This is a genomic window from Ruegeria sp. CDSB086 (assembly GCF_059611065.1).
The window spans coordinates 22550-38981 of record NZ_JBXWOV010000005.1; the positions used below are offsets into that span (position 1 = coordinate 22550).

Genomic DNA, 16432 nt, shown 5'->3' on the forward strand with positions numbered 1-16432 from the left:
ATTGTTCGGAGCCGTTGCAGATGCCTGAAATCGGAATTGGAATAATCGGCGGTGGCTATATGGGCAAAGCTCATTCAGTCGCGATGTCAGCCGTAGGCCCAGTTTTTAACACAGCCTTGCGGCCACGACTTGAGATGATCTGCGCCTCCACGCCCGAAAGCGCCGAGCGATACCGCGCGGCTTACGGCTTTCGTCGCGCGACCTCGGATTGGTCAGTGCTGGTCAATGACCCGGCAGTGGATGCTGTCGTGATTGCCTCGCCTCAAACAACGCACAGACAGATTGCAGAGGCCGCGTTAGCCTTGGGCAAGCCTGTGTTGTGCGAAAAACCCCTCGGATCTTCTTTGGATGATGGGCGCGCAATGGTTGCCGCGGCCGAGGCCACGGGCGTCACCAATATGGTCGGGTTCAACTACGTCAGAACGCCCGCAACACAGTTTGCCCGTCAGTTGATAGCCAACGGTGAATTGGGGGACATAACCTGGTTTCGCGGCGAGCATACTGAGGACTTCTATGCCGACCCTGACGCCCCGGCCACATGGCGGACGTCCGGAATGGCCAACGGCACGATCGGAGATCTTGCCCCACATATGGTCAACGGTGCTTTGGCCCTGATCGGTCCGATTGTCGAGGTTATGGCCGAAGTCGAAACGGTTCATACTGAGCGCCCAGGCGGCACCGTCACCAATGATGACCACGCGCAAATCATGTGCCGGTTTGCCAGTGGCGCGATGGGCAATATCTATGTCAGCCGCATCGCGACAGGTCGAAAGATGGGCTATGCCTATGAAATTACAGGCACCAAAGGCGCAATCCGGTTTGATCAGGAAGATCAGAACGCCCTGTGGCTTTATCGACGCGAAGGACCAGAGGAAGAAAGAGGTTTCACTAAGATCCTGACGGGTCCGGCGCACCCCGACTACGAGCCTTTCTGTCAAGGCCCCGGTCATGGAACAGGTTATCAGGACCAGATCATCATCGAGGCCAAAGATTTTCTTGAGGCCATTCACACGGGCAAATCAATCTGGCCCACATTCCGAGATGGGCATGAGGTCAACTGCGTCCTTGCTGCTGCGCTAAAGTCGTCAGAGCAGCGGCAGTGGCAGGACGTCAGCACCGTCTGAACACAAAAACTAAGAGATCATCTAAGAGAGACGAGAACCATGGCAAAGCTGAAATGGGGCATGATTGGTGGTGGTGAAGGCAGTCAGATCGGACCCGCACACCGGTTAGGAGCGTTGGCGGATGGGATGTTTGAATTCGCTGCGGGTGCTTTGGATCACCGACCCGATGTTGGGCGAGAATATGCGCAACGGCTTGGAGTGGCGTCTGATCGCGCCTATGGCGACTGGCAGGAAATGCTGGCCGGGGAAAAGGACCGTCCCGACCGGGTTGATCTGGTGACCATCGCCACTCCGAACTCCACCCATTTTGAGATTGCCAAAACGTTCCTTGAAGCCGGGTTTAATGTGCTTTGCGAAAAGCCAATGACAATGACCGTGGAAGAGGGCCAAGAGATCGTTCGCGTTGCAGAGGCCTCGGGCAAGATTTGTGCCGTGAATTATTGCTATTCCGCTTATCCGATGGTGCGCCAGGCGCGTGCGATGGTTCGCGCCGGGGATATTGGCAAAGTGCGTCTGGTCGTGACAAATTTCAGCCATGGCCACCATGGCGACGCGACTGACGCCGATAACCCGCGGGTGCGGTGGCGCTATGATCCAGCGATGGCGGGTGTGTCTGGCCAATTCGCCGATTGCGGTATCCATGCGCTTCACATGGCCAGTTTCATCAGTGACGATGAAGTCAAAACCTTGTCTGCAGATATGGCGTCTACGATTTCAAGCCGCGAACTTGAGGACGACGCCATGGTCAACTTCCGGACCGAAGGCGGTGCTGTCGGGCGGTTGTGGACCTCTTCGGTGGCAATTGGGCGTCAGCACGGGTTTGATATTCAAGTGTTTGGCGAAACCGGAGGTCTTCGCTGGACGTCGGAGCAACCCAATCAATTGATCTATACGCCTGTCGGTGGCCGTACACAGATCATCGAAAAAGGCGAGGGCGGTCTTCACGACGATGCGCAACGATTGTCCCGTGTGGCGATTGCCCATCCCGAAGGGTTCCCGCTGGCCGTGGCCAACATCTATTGCGATCTTGCCGACGCTATTCGCGGAGAGGCGCGTGATGGTCTGCCTACACCTGCCGACGGAGTGCGGTCGATCGCAGCCGTGCATGCCGCAGTGGCGTCTGCAAAAAATGACGGGGCATGGACGGACGCGCGCCCACCGATGTTTCGCTGATCAGGGTCGGGGCCGCAATGTGCCCCGCTCGATCACACGGCAGGGGAAAATACGGGCCTCGGGGTAACGCTCGGGGTCTTTCAGCATCTCTTCGACCAGGTCGACGGATGCGGTAATGATTTGTTTGATCGGCTGATGAATCGTCGTCAGGTTCACGCTTTCCCAGCGCGACATCTCCATGTCGTTCAGGCCGATGATGCCGATGTCTTTGCCCGGTTTCAGCCCGTGATCGGATAATGCGGACAGGGCACCTATGGACAGAATGTCGTCGCCGCAAAAGTACCCTTCTGCAGGGCCTTCCGCCAGTTGCTGAAGCATTTCTTCTCGCCCGGCTTCAAATGAATAGGCGCCTGCGAAGCAATGCGTCACTTCGAGTTCCGGGTGCTTTTCAACTTCTTCCATGAAGCCGCGATACCGATCCATCGCCGATGTCGCATCTTTCGGGCCGCCCAGATAGCCGATACGACGATACCCCCGCGACGACAGCTCGCGCGCGGCCATGCGTCCGCATTCAACGTTGTCTATGCCTACAACATGCACCTCAGGTGACGTCGCAGATCGACCGAAAGTGTGCACTACCGGAACACCTGCATCGTGGAACGCCTTGGCAAAGCTGGGGGGCAAGGTAGATGAGGCGACGATGGCAGCATCCACAGAATACTGCCGCAGCATTCGGACCGAATTTGTCGGCTCGGTTTCGTCGGTCAGGTTCACGATCAGCGGACGCAGGCCGCGTTCCTGCAAAGCGCGGGTGAACTGGTCAAAGACCTCAAGAAAAATGGGGTTGTGGAAGTTGTTAGAAATCAAACCGATCAACTTGGTGCGTCCGGTTGTCAGCGAAGAAGCCAACGCGTTTGGGCTGTACCCCAGTTCGGCTGCAGCCTTCTCCACCTTGCTACGTGTCTTTGGTGATACGGATGCGCCTTCGGTAAAGGTCCGCGATACGGCAGAGCGAGATACACCGGCCAGTGCGGCCACTTCTTTGAGGGTCACACTCATAGCTGGCACCGATGGGTTCGGGGATGGCTTTCAGTCAAATTCATGGGAAAATACTACGCCCTATTGCGTCGGGTTTGCAATCGGTTGCAAGGGTGTACTGAAAAGACGTTGGGTTCCTTGCAAAGAAGCATCGAAAATCTCAAGCCCTCCGACTTGGATGCAATCTATGGATTCAGACGCTGTATCGAAGGGGGTTTAGGCAGGCACATCGCTCCTAACGACCCTGACATTATGTGGCCTGCAACTTGAGAATGCCCCTTTTCCGACCTCATTGAAGCAATGACCATTCAAGACGGTTATCTCCGCACACTTCAGCCCGAACACGCATTGCCCCGCCTTTGGTGGGCGCAGCGACAATTGTGCCTTCTTTGACCGGCGTCAAGGGTGTTGTCGTCCATCGCAGTCTTTGTTCCATGGTAACATGCTTAAGTGGGCGCTGCAGACTGGGTTCTTCGTAAAAAACGGGGCAGTGGGGCGCATAAACGTTCAGGGACGTCATCTTGTAGGCGGTGAACACATCAAACGGCTTACTCCGTTTTATGGCCGCCCGCGTGGAATGCCGCCACGCATCCAGACCTGCTGGTGACACATAGAGAATAGCTATCGCACCGGCCATAGAATGCAGCCTCAGCCAATCGCTGTTCTCAGTCGAAGCGAGTGCAAGGTTGTAATGCGCGCGGTGGCCGAAACGTTGAACATAGCGACGTATCCAGGGAAAGCAGCCGAAGGGCGAAACGCCCAAATAAACGACGTCCGCATCTTTTGGAATTTCAGGAATGGTCAGGTCTTCGGTCAACGCGGAGACATCATCCTCCAGAACCAATGCCGGGAGCGTTTTGAGTGACTCAAGCGCTGCAAGGTGGGCGCGGGCGCAGTTTAAGGCACGGCTTTGTCCGGCGCTGCCTTCTGAAAATGAAATACTGATGCCGTGCTTGTTCATCAAGTTGGTCATATGAAGCCGTCTGCTATTGTTATCGGGTAAATTGATGACCCGGCAGTCTGCGACAATTGCGCTCAACTTTTTCATTTTGGTGTCCGTCAGCTGCGCCACGCAATTCGCGCAGCCGATGAATGATCGTGGATCGGGGGTTTCAAGATGCTTGAGCATCGGCTCTGTTGCAATCGTTGCTTTGGCCTACGCGGGGCATGGGACATGGACCTGAATCCGCCCGACAACAATTGTCAGGCAAGAGACAAAGTTGGGCTGTTCTTACATAGCTTGGACGCCTGCCAAAACAGAACGTCCTCAAAATCCTGAAGCGCCTGAGATTTCTCCTGCGTTGCGGGGTACAACAAACCAAAGGTCATCCAACGCTCTGGTGCGATCGGAACCAGGGCCAAACGTTCTTTTGTTTCCTGTGCTGCGACCAACTCGTCAGCAATGGTTATACCGGCGCCTTCCGCGACAAGCGAACAGGCAAGCTGGGACGCCGCGACTTCGCAGGTATGTCTGGGATTGACGCCCGCAGACCGGAAGATGTCATCGAGCTGTTCGCGCAATAGAAGCCCGTTCATCAGCCGAATGACCGGCTCGCGGGCAAGATCAGTGGCGGTTACCGACTTGCGATCAGACAATGCATGCGCAACCGGCAAAACGGCCTGCGCCCGCACCCGCAGCAGGGGTTTTGTCCTGACGCCCGGATGCTCGACCGGCAATGCCCCGATGCCGATGTCATATTCACGTCCGGCAAGCCATTTGCTGGCCTCTCGCCGCGCCCGGATGTCCAGGGTTACGTTTGTATCAGGGTGGGCTTGCAAAAACATCGCAAGTGCAGGCGCCGAAATTGCCCGTGCGATACGCGGCATCGTGACTACGCGCAGTGTTTCCGTACGTCCGGCTTTAATCTCTGCAGCGATGCGGGGCACTTCATCAAGGTTGTCCAGGATACGCCCGGCTTCGCGGTAGAATGCCAACCCTTCGCGTGTCGGAGTCAAGTTGCGGCCACTGCGGTCAAACAGGGTCAGGCCCAATTCCGCCTCAAGCCCGGAGATCAGTCGGCTGATTGCAGGCTGGCTCAGGTGCAGGATTTCAGATGCGGCCACGAGCGTTCCTTCGGAAAGGGTGGCACGAAAGGCGCGAAGGGCTTTGATATTCATCAGGCAGACTCTTTACTATTTTGCAAGATAAGATAACATCTTTGCATTTTTATTAACACTGAATTTAAGCTAATTTTGATCGCATCTTAGGGAGGATGCTATGAAGCGTAGAACAATTCTCACTGCTGTTCTGGCGGCAGTAACCGTGACTGCAACAGCAACAGCAAGTTTCGCAGCCGACTGGCCGAAACGTCCGATCAACCTGGTTGTTCCTTACAAAGCCGGCGGCGGTACTGACGCTTATGCCCGCGCTATTTCGGCAGCAGCCGAAGGCATTCTGGACGTTCCAGTTGTCGTCGTGAACAAACCCGGCTCGGGCGGTCTGAATGGTGCGAACTCGGTCGTGGGTGCACGCCCTGACGGCTATACATTGATGATGACTTCGGGCGGTTCGTTCCTGTTGTCGACCATGACACGTGACACCGATATCGATGCGCTGGACAGCTTTGAGTTTGTTGCTCAGGTCGGTCAGCTGCAAACGTCGCTGATGGTGCCGCTGAACAGCCCGTTCGAGTCCGTTCAGGACGTGATCGACGCGGCCAAAGCCAACCCCGGTCAATTGCGTTGGGCCCATTCGGGTCGCGGAGGCTTCCACCACGTTGGCGGCATGGGCTTCCTGGCCAGCAATGACATCGAAGCTCAGGATGTACCGTTCAAAGGTGGCGGTCCGACCCGCGCGGCACTGATCGGTGAACAGGCTGACTTTGGTTTCCTGGGTGTTCAGCAGCTGGCAGGGTTTGAAGAGCAGCTTCGCGCCCTAGCGGTCAACAGCCAGAAACGTGATGGCATCATGAAAGACGTGCCTGCGTTTGGCGAGTTGGGCATTCCGTTTGCCGCTGTATCTTCGCCAGTGATCGTGTTCGCCCCGAAGGGCACACCGGCCGAGGTCGTTGCCGCGATGGAAACTGCGCTGGAGCAAATCGCTGCGAAACCTGAATTTGCCGAACTGCTGGCCTCGCGCGGAACAGGCCCGGTCTATCAGAATGGTACGGACGCTAAAGCAACGCTGTCCGCCATGAAAGAGGACGCCGCTCCCCTGGTCGAAAGTCTGACCAACTAAAGTCCTCGGGGCCGGGTGGATATTCTTCCCCCGGCCTTTTTGTACCTAACGCAATCAGGGAGGAACGATATGCGCGCCTATGCAGAAGGCCTTGTGCTTGCCCTTATTTCCATCGTTGCCATTTGGGGCGCCTGGCAAGTGCCAGCAGCTTCACCGGGGGATACCTGGGCTGGCATCGTACCATTCTCAGCATCCATCGCACTGCTGTTTCTTTCCGGCCTGTTACTGTTAGGTGCGGTCCGTCAACCGGCTGGCGATACCGGTCAGGAACAGGATGACGGCGCAACCCTGCAGATCATCGGTCTGTTCATCATCGCCCTGATCTATCAGCAGTCATTCCGCTGGTTTGGCTATCTTTTGCCAACAGCGATTTCTGCGCCGGTCGTTTTGTACTTTTTCGTAGTTCGCAGCTGGATCGGTCTGGCGGTTTCCGTCGTTCTGTGCCCGTTGATCTTCCACCTCATCTTTTTTGTGCTGCTTGGTGTGTACCCGCCTTATGGCGAGGTCTTTGACCTGCTCAGCTGGATGCAGGGGTAAATCGTTATGGAAATTTTTCCCGCACTTCTTTCGGTCATAACCGACCCCAGTTTGCTGTTTGCCATCGTGCTGGCCGCAGCTGTGGGCATGGTCGTTGGGGCCACGCCCGGTCTGACCGCATCGGCAGCGATTGCCATGCTGCTGCCCATCACCTTTTACATGTCGCCACTATTCGCGCTCGCCTTCCTGTATGTGATCGGTAAGTCCGGTCGCTATGGCGGATCGATCGCGGCAATTCTGTTCAACACGCCGGGCACTGCAGCCAGTGCCGCGACACAGATTGACGGTTATCCCCTTGCACGCGCCGGGCAGGCCGGAAAGGCCATGAAGGTCGCGACCATATCATCAGTCATCGGTGACCTCATGGGGGATATCCTGCTGGTCGTCGGCGTTGGTTTCATTGCGGCTATTGCCCTAAAGCTTGGCCCGCCAGAAACCTTTGCGATCTATTTCGCGGCCTTCGTGGTCATCGGCTCGGTCATCGGCAACTCAATCGTCAAAGGGTTAGCCTCGGCGTTGATGGGCATTTTAATCGCTATGGTCGGATTGGACCCTATCTCAAGCGAAGAACGCTATACCTTTGGCTCGTTTGACTTGTCCAACGGGATTGGTCTTGTGCCCCTGATGATCGGTGTATTCGTTTTGGGCGAGGTCTTTGCCCAGTTGGAAACGCGCCGCAAGGCAACCGGTGAAACCAAAGAAAATGAAAGCACGGAAGACGGCAACAGCCTGACATGGGAAGAGTATAAACCTTGCTTGCCTCATGCGTTCCGTGGAGGCTTCATCGGTGCAGGTATCGGTGTGCTCCCAGGTTTGGGTTCGGCTATTGCGGCCTTCATTTCGTACGGTGAAGGCAAACGCCGCGCCAAAAACCCCGAGAAGTGGGGCAAGGGCGCGCTGGAAGGTGTCGCAGCACCCGAAGCCGCAAACAACGCGGTGTCGGGTCCGTCGATGGCCCCGCTGCTGACGCTGGGCATTCCGGGTTCGACGATTGGTGCAATCCTTTTGGGTGTTTTCCTGATCCACGGCATCCAGGTAGGACCAACCCTGTTCCTGACTGACAAAGAGCTGGTCTACAAACTGTTCGCCTGCGGGATGCTGGGTATCGTGGCCTATGGTCTGATCGGTTACTTCGGTGCCACTCAGGTTGCACGAATTATCCTGAAGATCCCGACCAATGTCCTGTACCCGCTGATCTTCCTGACCGCGTTTGTAGCAGCTTATTCTGCACGTGGATCAATGTTTGACGTCACGGTCATGACCTGTGCGGGCTTTGCTGGCTGGCTGATGCGGAAATACGACTTCAACGTAGCGGCATTTGTCATTTCGTTCGTGCTGGCCAAAGGTGCTGAAGAGACATTCCGTCAGTCGTTGCTGATGTCGGATGGTGGCGCCCTGATCTTCGTTGAACGCCCGATCGCTCTGGCCTTCCTGGTCATCGGCGCAGGGGCAATTGCCTTCCGCGTCCGTGGGATCATGAAAGAGCGCAAGATCGCGAAGGGAGCGTTGGAAGATGCTTGAGCACTCCCTCTATCGCGACTGCTTTTCCAGCGCCGATATGCGGTCCGTCTGGTCGGAACACGCCACGATCTCGGCCTGGTTGAAGGTTGAACAGACGCTGGCCCGTCACCAGGCGCTGGAAAACCTGATCCCGCAAGAGGCTGCAGATGCGTTGGATGCGGTGTCGGTCTGCAATCTGGATACCGAGCGGTTGCACGAAGACATGATGCTTGTCGGGCGCCCGATCGTTGGTCTGGTCGAACAATTGCGAAGGCAGGTCGGTGAGCACGCGACAAAAGTCCACTACAGGGCGACAACGCAGGACATTATGGACACTGCACTGGCCCTGCAAATGAAGATCGGTCTGGAGCACATCCAGACCGGACTGCAAAGACTGACCACCGCTATTGAGCAACATATCGATCAGCTTGGTGATACTGTCATGATCGGTCGCACGAATGGCCAGCATGCCTTGCCCATTCGGGCCGAAACTAAACTGACCGTCTGGAAAGTTGAACTACAGCGGCGGGCACAAGCGTTGGAAGAAGCAGGCGTTCGCGGCCTGAATGTCCAGATTGGTGGCCCCGTTGGCGATCTGCGCGGTTACGAAAACGGGACCGGACATCGCATCAAGGAAGGCGTTGCGGCCACTTTGGGTCTGAATGTAGTTGAACCCCATTGGCAAAACGCCCGTGACGGGCTTGCCGATGTTGTAACTGCGCTGGGAGGGCTGTGTGCGACGCTGTGCAAGATCTCGCATAACGTCAATCTGTTGTCTTCATCGGATATTTCCGAATGTTCCGAGGTGCATGAAGCCGGTAAAGGCGCGTCTTCGGCTATGGCGCACAAACAGAACCAGCGCGCGTCAGAATTCGGAGAGGCCGTCGCCCGGCTTGGACGACAGCGGGCTGAACAGATCGGCGAATTCACCACCCACCAACACGAACGTTCGGGTGGTATGTGGATTGGCGAATGGATCGTTATTCCCGAGACGTTCTTGCTGACTTCGGGCGCATTGTCATGGGTCGAAACGATCTTTGCGAACTTGGTTGTGGATTCTGAATCCATGGCCCGCAAGGTTAACGACTTTGAGTATAGCACGGCTGGGAAAACGCACTGAAGCGAAAAGACTGGTCATATCACCGCTCATTTCTCGAGCGGTGATTGACGATGCGGGATGTGATCACTGGGTCCTGCGCCTGAATTGGGGCTTTCGCTTTTCCAGAAAGGCATTCATGCCTTCTTGTTGGGCCGGCAATCCATAAAGCGCGTGATACATCTGCCGCTCGAACCGCACACCCGATTCAAGTGTGCTCTGGTCGGCCATGTTTACGCAAGTACGCGCCATACTGACGATATCATCAGCGTAATCTGCAATGGTTTCGGCCACCTCTTGCGCGGTGTCCAAAAGAGTGTCCTGCGGGACAACCCGACTGACCAAGCCCATCTGCAGGGCCTCTTACGCGTCGATCATGCGCCCGGTCAGGATCATGTCCATAGCTCTGGCACGGCCGATCAGCCGCGTAAGTCGCTGCGTGCCGCCAATGCCGGGAATGCAGCCGATTTTGATTTCGGGCTGACCGAATTTCGCAGTGTCCGAGGCCAGAATGACGTCACACATCAGCGCAACTTCACACCCGCCACCCAGGGCATAGCCACTGACCGCTGCCACCTTGGGCAGGCGAAGCGCCGCAAACCTGTCCCATTCGGCAAAGTAGTCACTTGCCTGCATGGTCGCGTAGGTTTGCACCGCAAGCTCGCCGATATCTGCCCCGGCGGCAAAAGCACGATCATTGCCCATAAGGATCAAGCAGCCGATGCCGGAGTATTTATCGAATTCGGTGGCGGCGGTCAGCACTTCGTGCATGAGTTGTGTGTTCAATGCGTTCAGATGATCGGGCCGATTGAGGCGGATCGTCGCGACCCGCCCCTGTGTATGGGTTTCGATTGTCTCAAACATGATCAGCTATCCCAAATTGCGCCATAGGCGGGAATGCCAAGGCTTTCCAAGTCATGCACAACCTTGCGGGTCAGCTTTTGGTTTGAGATCACGATAACTGCTTCGGCCCCGCTGTCGCGAACGGCTTGCAATGCCAAGGCCGAAAGGTTCGGTTTGCCGTCTTCGTCGGTGTCCCAGATCAAAGGCTGCTCGGTATTTGCTTCGATCTCGTCAACCAGCGCGTCACCATAGGTTTTGCGCGGGCTTCGGGTGGACCAGATCAGGCGGTTCGGCACTTCTTTGGCCAGCAGATGTGGCAGGATCGGCCCAATGCCCGAACCGGTGCCCACATACACCACCTTTTTGAACAGCACTTCGATCCGCGCGACACCGGATGTGGTGATGCCCTTGACCCAAACCTTCTTGGGCGGATTGTCGATAAAACGCCCGGTCCAGTCGCCCGCACGGCTGATGGCCAATCGGTAACCCGGCTGGTCCGGGGATGGGATATTGGCGAATGAGTGATACTCGCCAAACGGGGTGTGGCTGATCGCGTTCGAACTGCCGGGGAACGGAGTATCTCCATAGTCAAACTGCGCAATCACCGCATGGTTTGACGGCTTTTCGATCCGGACATTCACGCGTTTCAGGGTCAGCCACGGCGACAGGATCGACAAGGTGATCAGGCAGAGCATCCAGAAGGCCGGGCTGTGCAACAACATGCCCCCCAGGTCATTTGTGATCGAGATCGTCTGCGCCCAAAACAATCCTAAAACCGTCCAGCCGACAAAGCGGTGCGTTTTCTCGAACGCATTGTGAAACCGCGCGCGGACCGGGCCGAGGGCCGATATCACCATCAATGTCATCAAGACGACCATTGTCGCGCTTAGGCCCAGTGTCAGGTCTGAGGGCAAGGCGGCTCCGTTGGCGCGGTTCCAAATTATCGCAAAAAAAAGAAAGCCGAACCAGATGGTTCCAGTGACGGCGCCGCCGGAATGCAACCCGCCAAAGTGGAACACCTTGCCAGCCCCCCAACGGATCCATAGTGGCCATGATGTGGGAATGCGTGTGGCCAGCCAGAACAGGGCGTTGACCACCCGCTGTTGCCGGATCAGGATGCCGAGGCTGAGGTTGATCAGCGCCATATCCGCAATCGGGCCGAGCGTGAATGCATTCTCAGCGAACCAAGTCCCATCGCGCAATCCAACCACAAAGACGGCCAGATTCACCAATGCAACCAGCATCACCAGGCGGCGGTATTCCATCAGGGCCGGGTGGCGGGTCACCCGTCGCCAATTCAGGCCGCCTGTGTCTAGATTTGTCGTCTGCGTCGTCATCAGTTCAACTCCGCACCAGTTTTCGCGATATGGTTGCGCGCCAAATCCAGCAAAAGACGCTTGTCCAACTTGCCGCGCGGAGTGCGGGGCAGCGCGTCCATCGGGACCACAACGGCGGGGCTGCAGTAGTATGGCAGGCGATCCGAGACGGATTGCGCCGCCTGCTTGGGGCAGGCCGACGACGGTGAGATGAAGCTGACCAGATTGCGGCTGTCATATTGCAAGGTCACCGCCTGCTGACAGCAGGGCGAGGCCTCAAGCGCAGATGTAACGCCGTCCAGCTCAACCCGAAAGCCCCGTACTTTGACTAGGTCGTCAATGCGCCCGAAATGTTCTAACTCACCGGTCTTCGTCCAGCGTCCCAGATCACGGGTGCGGAACATCATATTTCCCGGTCGAAATGGGTCGGGTCGGTAACGCTCGGCCGTCAGTTTGGGGTTGACGAGGTAACCGGCTGTGACGCAATCGCCGCCGGCCCACATCTCGCCCTTTTCGCCGATGGGCAAAGGGCGCAGGTTGTCGTCCAGAACATAGACCGTGTTGTTCGGTGTCGGGCGCCCGATCGACAGAACCGGTTTGTCGGGGTGATGCGGTTCCGCTGTATTGATGATGGTGGTCTCGGTCGGACCACAGGAATTGTAGAAGGTGCAAAAGGAAGACCAGCGATCGGCCAGCGGGCGCGGACAGGGCTCACCTGCCACGGCAGCTGTTTTGACCTGCGCGCAACGGGTGTCGTCCAGTGCGTTCAGGATCGACGGCGTGGCGATCAGAACATCCACCTTCTCGGCCGTTTCCTGAATCGATTTGCCACGGATCACCAAAGTTGCGCCATTGGACAAAGCGCCAAGGATCTCCCACGCTGCCATGTCGAATGAGATCGACAGGATCTGTCCGACCCGCAAGCCCGGTCGCATCCCCAGATCCCCGGGGGCGGTCAGCAAGATATTGGCCAGGTTCCGATGGCTAACTTGTACGCCGTTTGGAACGCCGGTTGTGCCGGACGTGAACAATATCATCGCCAAATCGTCGGGGCTGGCCCGATAGGCAGGGCCAGGGGCCGGTGCGTCCAGCATCGGGTCAAACATCGTCGTATCAATGGTGATCAGGGTCTGATCCAATCCAACGGGGATTTGGTCTGCCAGTTCGCTCAGGCCGAGTATGATTTTTGCACCAGTTACATTCGCAACGTGGCGTAAGGTTTCCGTTGGCGCGACACCAACATGCTGCGGAATATAGGCGGCCCCAAGCTTTATGGCGGCGACGATACCTACGACCATCTCGACCGAACGATGAAGGAACAGGCACACCGCGTCGCCGCGTTTCACGCCATGGGCGCGCATGACATTTGCCAATCGGTTCGAGGCTACGTCCAGCGCCCGGTAGCTAAGGCTATGGTCCGCGCATTCCACCGCGTTGGCATCGGGTTGGTCTCGCAACGACTGGCGCAGCGCGTCGGCGATAGTGGCATGGCGTGGCGGAACCTGCGGCCCCCAGCCAAAGGATAGAAACAGTTCTTGATCTTCGGGGCTGAGCGCGTCCAGCGCACCTGGTTTTTTTGTGCGAGTTAGATCTGTCTGAGATAGGGGGGGTAGTTTGTCTGGGGATCGGTTGCGATAAGGTGCATGGCATTCTCCAGTTCAAGAAGGGGTCACACCTTAGTGATAATGGGAAAAATTCCCATTAAAGGTCACATTCGATCACATTTTGAACACGAAAGCGTTGAATTCGTTAATTCTAGGAAAATGTTATCAACTACCAATCCGTGACGAGTTCCCAAATGTCGAATGATCCCAAACCTCCTCTTGAAACCGCGCTGTCTGCGTTGCTGGTCCCACTGGCGCGGGCAATGGTTGCGCATGGGGTCACGCTTGGCTCCGCGACCGAAGCTCTAAAACTGGCCTTGCTGACTGCAGCTGAGCAAAGCACAGACGGAAAGCTAAGCGACAGTCGCGCCAGTCTGTTGACGGGTCTGCATCGCAAGGATGTTAAAAGGCTACGCCACATCGACGATGATGCCCCGTTGAAGCGCAGTTGTAATGCGGCGGCACTGGTCATCAGCTATTGGTCGACGACGCCCGAATTTCTGGACGACTTGCGCGCGCCTCGGATTCTAAGCCGTAAAGGCGACGAAACTGGGCCGGGATTTGATGATCTGGTGCGGCGCGCGCGTGTGGACATGGCCCCAGGTACCGTTCTGGAAACCTTGGTCGTTCAAAAGAATGTGGAACAGGTCGGAAAAGGCGAGCTTCGCCTGTTGTCCCAAGCCTTTCTTCCTTCTGCTGGAAGCACTGAACAAGTGGCGGCCTACGAGGCGACGCTGTCTGCGCATTTGGCAGTGGCAACACAGAACCTGCTGGCAGAACCGGATGCCCTACGCAATTTTGACCGTGCGGTGCGGTATTCTCATCTGTCGTCAGAATCGATTGAAGAGTTGCGTCTATTCTCGTCAGACAGAGCGCAAAGGCTGCTGCAAGAGATCAATTCCTTGGCCCGCGAGCTGCAGGATAAAGACAGTAATGGCGATCACAGTGGTCGATTTGCAGCGGGCGCTTTTGTCCTGCCCTCGCCGCAAAATGCGCAAAGTAAAAACCCGATAGAGGATGAGTAAGTATGGGTGTGTTTCTTCGTGTGCTCGCGGCGTTTTTCATGGTGTCTTGGCTGCCTGCTCCGATTCAGGCCGAAGACAAAGGTGAAACTGATCGTGAAGGTGGCATTATCGGCACCGGTATCGTGGGCACAATCACCGATCTGGGCAGCATCCATGTAAATGGGCAGCATATTCTGTTCGATGACCAGAAGCCGGTGGCCGACTCGGTTCCACTGATCTCTGCGGGTGATTTGAAACCGGGTCATACTGTTGCGGTTATTGTAGCGCAGGAAAATGGCGGGTGGCACGCAAAACATATCCGTCAGGTCCTGCCTCTGGTCGGACCAGTGTCCAGCGTGCAGGACGGCCAGATATCGGTTCTTGGAACCGAAGTTGCGATTGAACGGCAGGCAGACATTCAAGTCGGCGATTGGGTCGCTATAAGCGGATTGTGGCAAGGTCAGTCAGTGCGCGCTTCACACATCGAAAAACTGACAAGCGTTGGGCATCGGGCGCGGTTGTCCGGCACATATCTTGGGTCTGACCCTCAGGCCCAAACAGTGATCGGGGCAAGCGTCGTCAGTGGGCTTGAGCCGCAACATCTGTCGCCGGGTGATCTTGTTCGAGTTGTCGGGCAGCCAACACGCGACGGGATTATGGCCGAGCGTCTAGAAGCCGGGCTGTTCGCCGGTGCGGTCGGCGTTGTTCAGGTTCAGGGCTATTACTCGGAACCCCAGCCCAGTGGGTTGTATACGGTGCTGGGAAGTGGCTTGATCGCCTATAGCGATCAGCCCGAGATGATAGACCCGAACACCCTTGTTATCCGCTGCGGCGACGGCAGCGGGTTGGTGAATGCAGGCAGCATAGGTGCTTTCGCTCAGCTGGGATGCTGAAACGTGAACTCTGGTTTTGGCTTTCCGGCGACACGTTTGATCCGGGAGGGTTTAGTCGTGCCCTAAATCTAATCATAAGGTCTGATCCGTGTGGATCCGGCCGGAGTTTTGAAAGCACGAAAGCGTTTCAGAAATGAAACGCGAGGTGACTTGCCCCAAAGGCAAAGCTGAACTTATCGTCGCAGGTAGGATAAGCGCCCTGCGGGCAGCGCAGGGTAAAATTCTGGGAAAGCAAGTTTTCGAGAAGGTATGCCAGATGTCTGAAAGCACCCCAACGCGTGATGTCGTACTTAGCCAGGCGCAATCCGACAAATATTGGGAGGATGGGTTTCTTTTTCCGCTGACCATCTTTTCCGAAAAGGAGGCTGCCGAAACCCGCGCTGAGCTTGAGCGGATTGAGCGGGAGTGGCTTGACGCGGATCTGCCGTTGCCGTTGAACACCTATAAACGGGTCAACGCACATCTGGTGATGCCGCTTGCGGCGCGTGTCGCGACGGATCCCCGCGTATTGGATGTGGTTGAGGGTGTATTGGGGCCGGATATCATGGTCTGGTCAGCTGAATTCTTCATTAAAGAGCCGCACACAGCCCATACCGTCGGGATGCACCAGGATTTGACCTACTGGGGTATGGGTGAAACCCCGGATCAGGTCACCGCCTGGATTGCGCTGTCGCCTGCAACGGTTGAAAGTGGGTGTATGGATTTTGTGCGCGCCAGCCACAAGAACCCGATCCTTCCCCATAAGGACACGTATTCAGACACCAATCTTCTGTCGCGCGGACAAGAGGTTGCTGTGGATGTCGCCGAGAAAGACAAGACCCACATCGAATTGGCACCAGGGCAGATGTCTCTGCATCATGGGCTGACAATCCACGGTTCGGGGCCCAATCAATCGGGTGACCGGCGTATTGGTCTTGCGATCCGCTATCTTAACCCGAATGCCAAGCAACTGGTTGCCGAGCGAGACTATGCCATGCTGGCGCGCGGTCAGGACGGCCAAAGCAATTTTGTTCATGTCGAGCCACCAACCGAGTTGTTTTCTGCTGATGCGCTTGCGCTGTACGACAGGGTTCGCAGCGATCAAAGCGCAGCGCTGGCAGAAGGTGCAAAAGGCTCAGTACCGTTATATGCGTCTTTCTGAAGCGCTTGCGCAAACGATGGTCAACTGCAGTTGATTCAAAGCCCG

The 16432-nt window shown here is 56.6% G+C and carries 14 protein-coding genes and 1 pseudogene; 9 read left to right on the plus strand and 6 right to left on the minus strand.

The genetic code is table 11. The annotated features are described in order from the left end of the window. Positions 1-20 precede the first annotated feature (20 nt). Together AC2FIO_RS11360 and AC2FIO_RS11365 are read left to right on the plus strand one after the other, a co-directional pair. Positions 21-1124, plus strand: coding sequence for a Gfo/Idh/MocA family protein (locus AC2FIO_RS11360; RefSeq protein ID WP_496697683.1), 1104 nt, complete (start codon positions 21-23; stop codon positions 1122-1124). Positions 1125-1163: 39 nt separating this feature from the next. Beyond that, positions 1164-2297: a Gfo/Idh/MocA family protein gene (locus AC2FIO_RS11365; protein WP_496697685.1), complete on the plus strand. Its 1134-nt coding sequence runs from the start codon at positions 1164-1166 to the stop codon at positions 2295-2297. Here the strand turns inward: AC2FIO_RS11365 and AC2FIO_RS11370 are convergent, their stop codons facing one another. From AC2FIO_RS11370 to AC2FIO_RS11380, 3 genes are all read right to left on the minus strand, one after another. Further along, positions 2298-3296 (minus strand): LacI family DNA-binding transcriptional regulator, encoded by a 999-nt coding sequence (locus AC2FIO_RS11370; RefSeq protein WP_282169436.1) that lies wholly within the window; start codon positions 3294-3296, stop codon positions 2298-2300. It lies immediately after the preceding gene. A 268-nt stretch (positions 3297-3564) separates the two neighbouring features. Then, positions 3565-4404, minus strand: coding sequence for a hypothetical protein (locus tag AC2FIO_RS11375; protein ID WP_496697687.1), 840 nt, complete (start codon positions 4402-4404; stop codon positions 3565-3567). Positions 4405-4478: 74 nt separating this feature from the next. After that, on the minus strand, positions 4479-5393 hold the full coding sequence (locus AC2FIO_RS11380) for a LysR family transcriptional regulator (RefSeq protein WP_282169438.1): 915 nt from the start codon (positions 5391-5393) through the stop codon (positions 4479-4481). Positions 5394-5493: 100 nt separating this feature from the next. Between AC2FIO_RS11380 and AC2FIO_RS11385 the strand changes: the two genes are divergently transcribed. The 4 genes from AC2FIO_RS11385 (at position 5494) to AC2FIO_RS11400 (ending at position 9610) form a co-directional block, all read left to right on the plus strand. Next, on the plus strand, positions 5494-6453 hold the full coding sequence (locus AC2FIO_RS11385) for a tripartite tricarboxylate transporter substrate binding protein (RefSeq protein ID WP_496697690.1): 960 nt from the start codon (positions 5494-5496) through the stop codon (positions 6451-6453). A gap of 69 nt (positions 6454-6522) precedes the next feature. Then, on the plus strand, positions 6523-6990 hold the full coding sequence (locus AC2FIO_RS11390) for a tripartite tricarboxylate transporter TctB family protein (RefSeq protein ID WP_496697692.1): 468 nt from the start codon (positions 6523-6525) through the stop codon (positions 6988-6990). Positions 6991-6996: 6 nt separating this feature from the next. Further along, the gene (locus AC2FIO_RS11395; protein WP_282119493.1) at positions 6997-8511 is read left to right on the plus strand and encodes a tripartite tricarboxylate transporter permease; all 1515 of its coding nucleotides are present in this window, start codon (positions 6997-6999) and stop codon (positions 8509-8511) included. Further along, the gene (locus AC2FIO_RS11400; protein WP_282169441.1) at positions 8504-9610 is read left to right on the plus strand and encodes a lyase family protein; all 1107 of its coding nucleotides are present in this window, start codon (positions 8504-8506) and stop codon (positions 9608-9610) included. The genes AC2FIO_RS11395 and AC2FIO_RS11400 overlap by 8 nt, the downstream gene beginning before the upstream one ends. A 63-nt stretch (positions 9611-9673) precedes the next feature. Here AC2FIO_RS11400 and AC2FIO_RS11405 read toward each other — a convergent pair. The 3 genes and pseudogenes from AC2FIO_RS11405 to AC2FIO_RS11415 form a co-directional block, all read right to left on the minus strand. After that, positions 9674-10450: pseudogene (locus tag AC2FIO_RS11405) on the minus strand (enoyl-CoA hydratase-related protein). A 2-nt stretch (positions 10451-10452) separates the two neighbouring features. After that, positions 10453-11766 (minus strand): ferric reductase-like transmembrane domain-containing protein, encoded by a 1314-nt coding sequence (locus tag AC2FIO_RS11410; RefSeq protein ID WP_496697694.1) that lies wholly within the window; start codon positions 11764-11766, stop codon positions 10453-10455. Continuing rightward, the gene (locus tag AC2FIO_RS11415) at positions 11766-13202 is read right to left on the minus strand and encodes an amino acid adenylation domain-containing protein (RefSeq protein WP_496697696.1); all 1437 of its coding nucleotides are present in this window, start codon (positions 13200-13202) and stop codon (positions 11766-11768) included. Before AC2FIO_RS11415 ends, AC2FIO_RS11410 begins: the two co-directional genes overlap by 1 nt. A 341-nt stretch (positions 13203-13543) precedes the next feature. Between AC2FIO_RS11415 and AC2FIO_RS11420 the strand changes: the two genes are divergently transcribed. The 3 genes from AC2FIO_RS11420 to AC2FIO_RS11430 all read left to right on the plus strand — a co-directional run bounded on the left by AC2FIO_RS11420 (position 13544) and on the right by AC2FIO_RS11430 (position 16387). Beyond that, positions 13544-14374 (plus strand): DUF6502 family protein, encoded by an 831-nt coding sequence (locus tag AC2FIO_RS11420; protein ID WP_496697698.1) that lies wholly within the window; start codon positions 13544-13546, stop codon positions 14372-14374. A gap of 2 nt (positions 14375-14376) precedes the next feature. Next, the gene (locus AC2FIO_RS11425) at positions 14377-15246 is read left to right on the plus strand and encodes a DUF5666 domain-containing protein (RefSeq protein WP_496697699.1); all 870 of its coding nucleotides are present in this window, start codon (positions 14377-14379) and stop codon (positions 15244-15246) included. A gap of 256 nt (positions 15247-15502) precedes the next feature. Continuing rightward, positions 15503-16387 carry a phytanoyl-CoA dioxygenase family protein gene (locus AC2FIO_RS11430; RefSeq protein ID WP_496697701.1) on the plus strand — a complete coding sequence of 295 codons (885 nt, stop codon included), beginning with the start codon at positions 15503-15505 and terminating at the stop codon, positions 16385-16387. Positions 16388-16432: the final 45 nt, after the last annotated feature.

What these genes read in the sequence shown, in the direction of transcription:
- AC2FIO_RS11380 (WP_282169438.1), bottom strand. Translation starts at nt 5,393, where the DNA reads ATGAATATCAAAGCCCTTCGCGCCTTTCGTGCCACCCTTTCCGAAGGA.
- AC2FIO_RS11370 (WP_282169436.1), bottom strand. Translation starts at nt 3,296, where the DNA reads ATGAGTGTGACCCTCAAAGAAGTGGCCGCACTGGCCGGTGTATCTCGC.
- AC2FIO_RS11400 (WP_282169441.1), top strand. Translation starts at nt 8,504, where the DNA reads ATGCTTGAGCACTCCCTCTATCGCGACTGCTTTTCCAGCGCCGATATG.
- AC2FIO_RS11375 (WP_496697687.1), bottom strand. Translation starts at nt 4,404, where the DNA reads ATGCTCAAGCATCTTGAAACCCCCGATCCACGATCATTCATCGGCTGC.
- AC2FIO_RS11365 (WP_496697685.1), top strand. Translation starts at nt 1,164, where the DNA reads ATGGCAAAGCTGAAATGGGGCATGATTGGTGGTGGTGAAGGCAGTCAG.
- AC2FIO_RS11410 (WP_496697694.1), bottom strand. Translation starts at nt 11,766, where the DNA reads ATGACGACGCAGACGACAAATCTAGACACAGGCGGCCTGAATTGGCGA.
- AC2FIO_RS11360 (WP_496697683.1), top strand. Translation starts at nt 21, where the DNA reads ATGCCTGAAATCGGAATTGGAATAATCGGCGGTGGCTATATGGGCAAA.
- AC2FIO_RS11395 (WP_282119493.1), top strand. Translation starts at nt 6,997, where the DNA reads ATGGAAATTTTTCCCGCACTTCTTTCGGTCATAACCGACCCCAGTTTG.
- AC2FIO_RS11425 (WP_496697699.1), top strand. Translation starts at nt 14,377, where the DNA reads ATGGGTGTGTTTCTTCGTGTGCTCGCGGCGTTTTTCATGGTGTCTTGG.
- AC2FIO_RS11420 (WP_496697698.1), top strand. Translation starts at nt 13,544, where the DNA reads ATGTCGAATGATCCCAAACCTCCTCTTGAAACCGCGCTGTCTGCGTTG.
- AC2FIO_RS11390 (WP_496697692.1), top strand. Translation starts at nt 6,523, where the DNA reads ATGCGCGCCTATGCAGAAGGCCTTGTGCTTGCCCTTATTTCCATCGTT.
- AC2FIO_RS11385 (WP_496697690.1), top strand. Translation starts at nt 5,494, where the DNA reads ATGAAGCGTAGAACAATTCTCACTGCTGTTCTGGCGGCAGTAACCGTG.
- AC2FIO_RS11430 (WP_496697701.1), top strand. Translation starts at nt 15,503, where the DNA reads ATGTCTGAAAGCACCCCAACGCGTGATGTCGTACTTAGCCAGGCGCAA.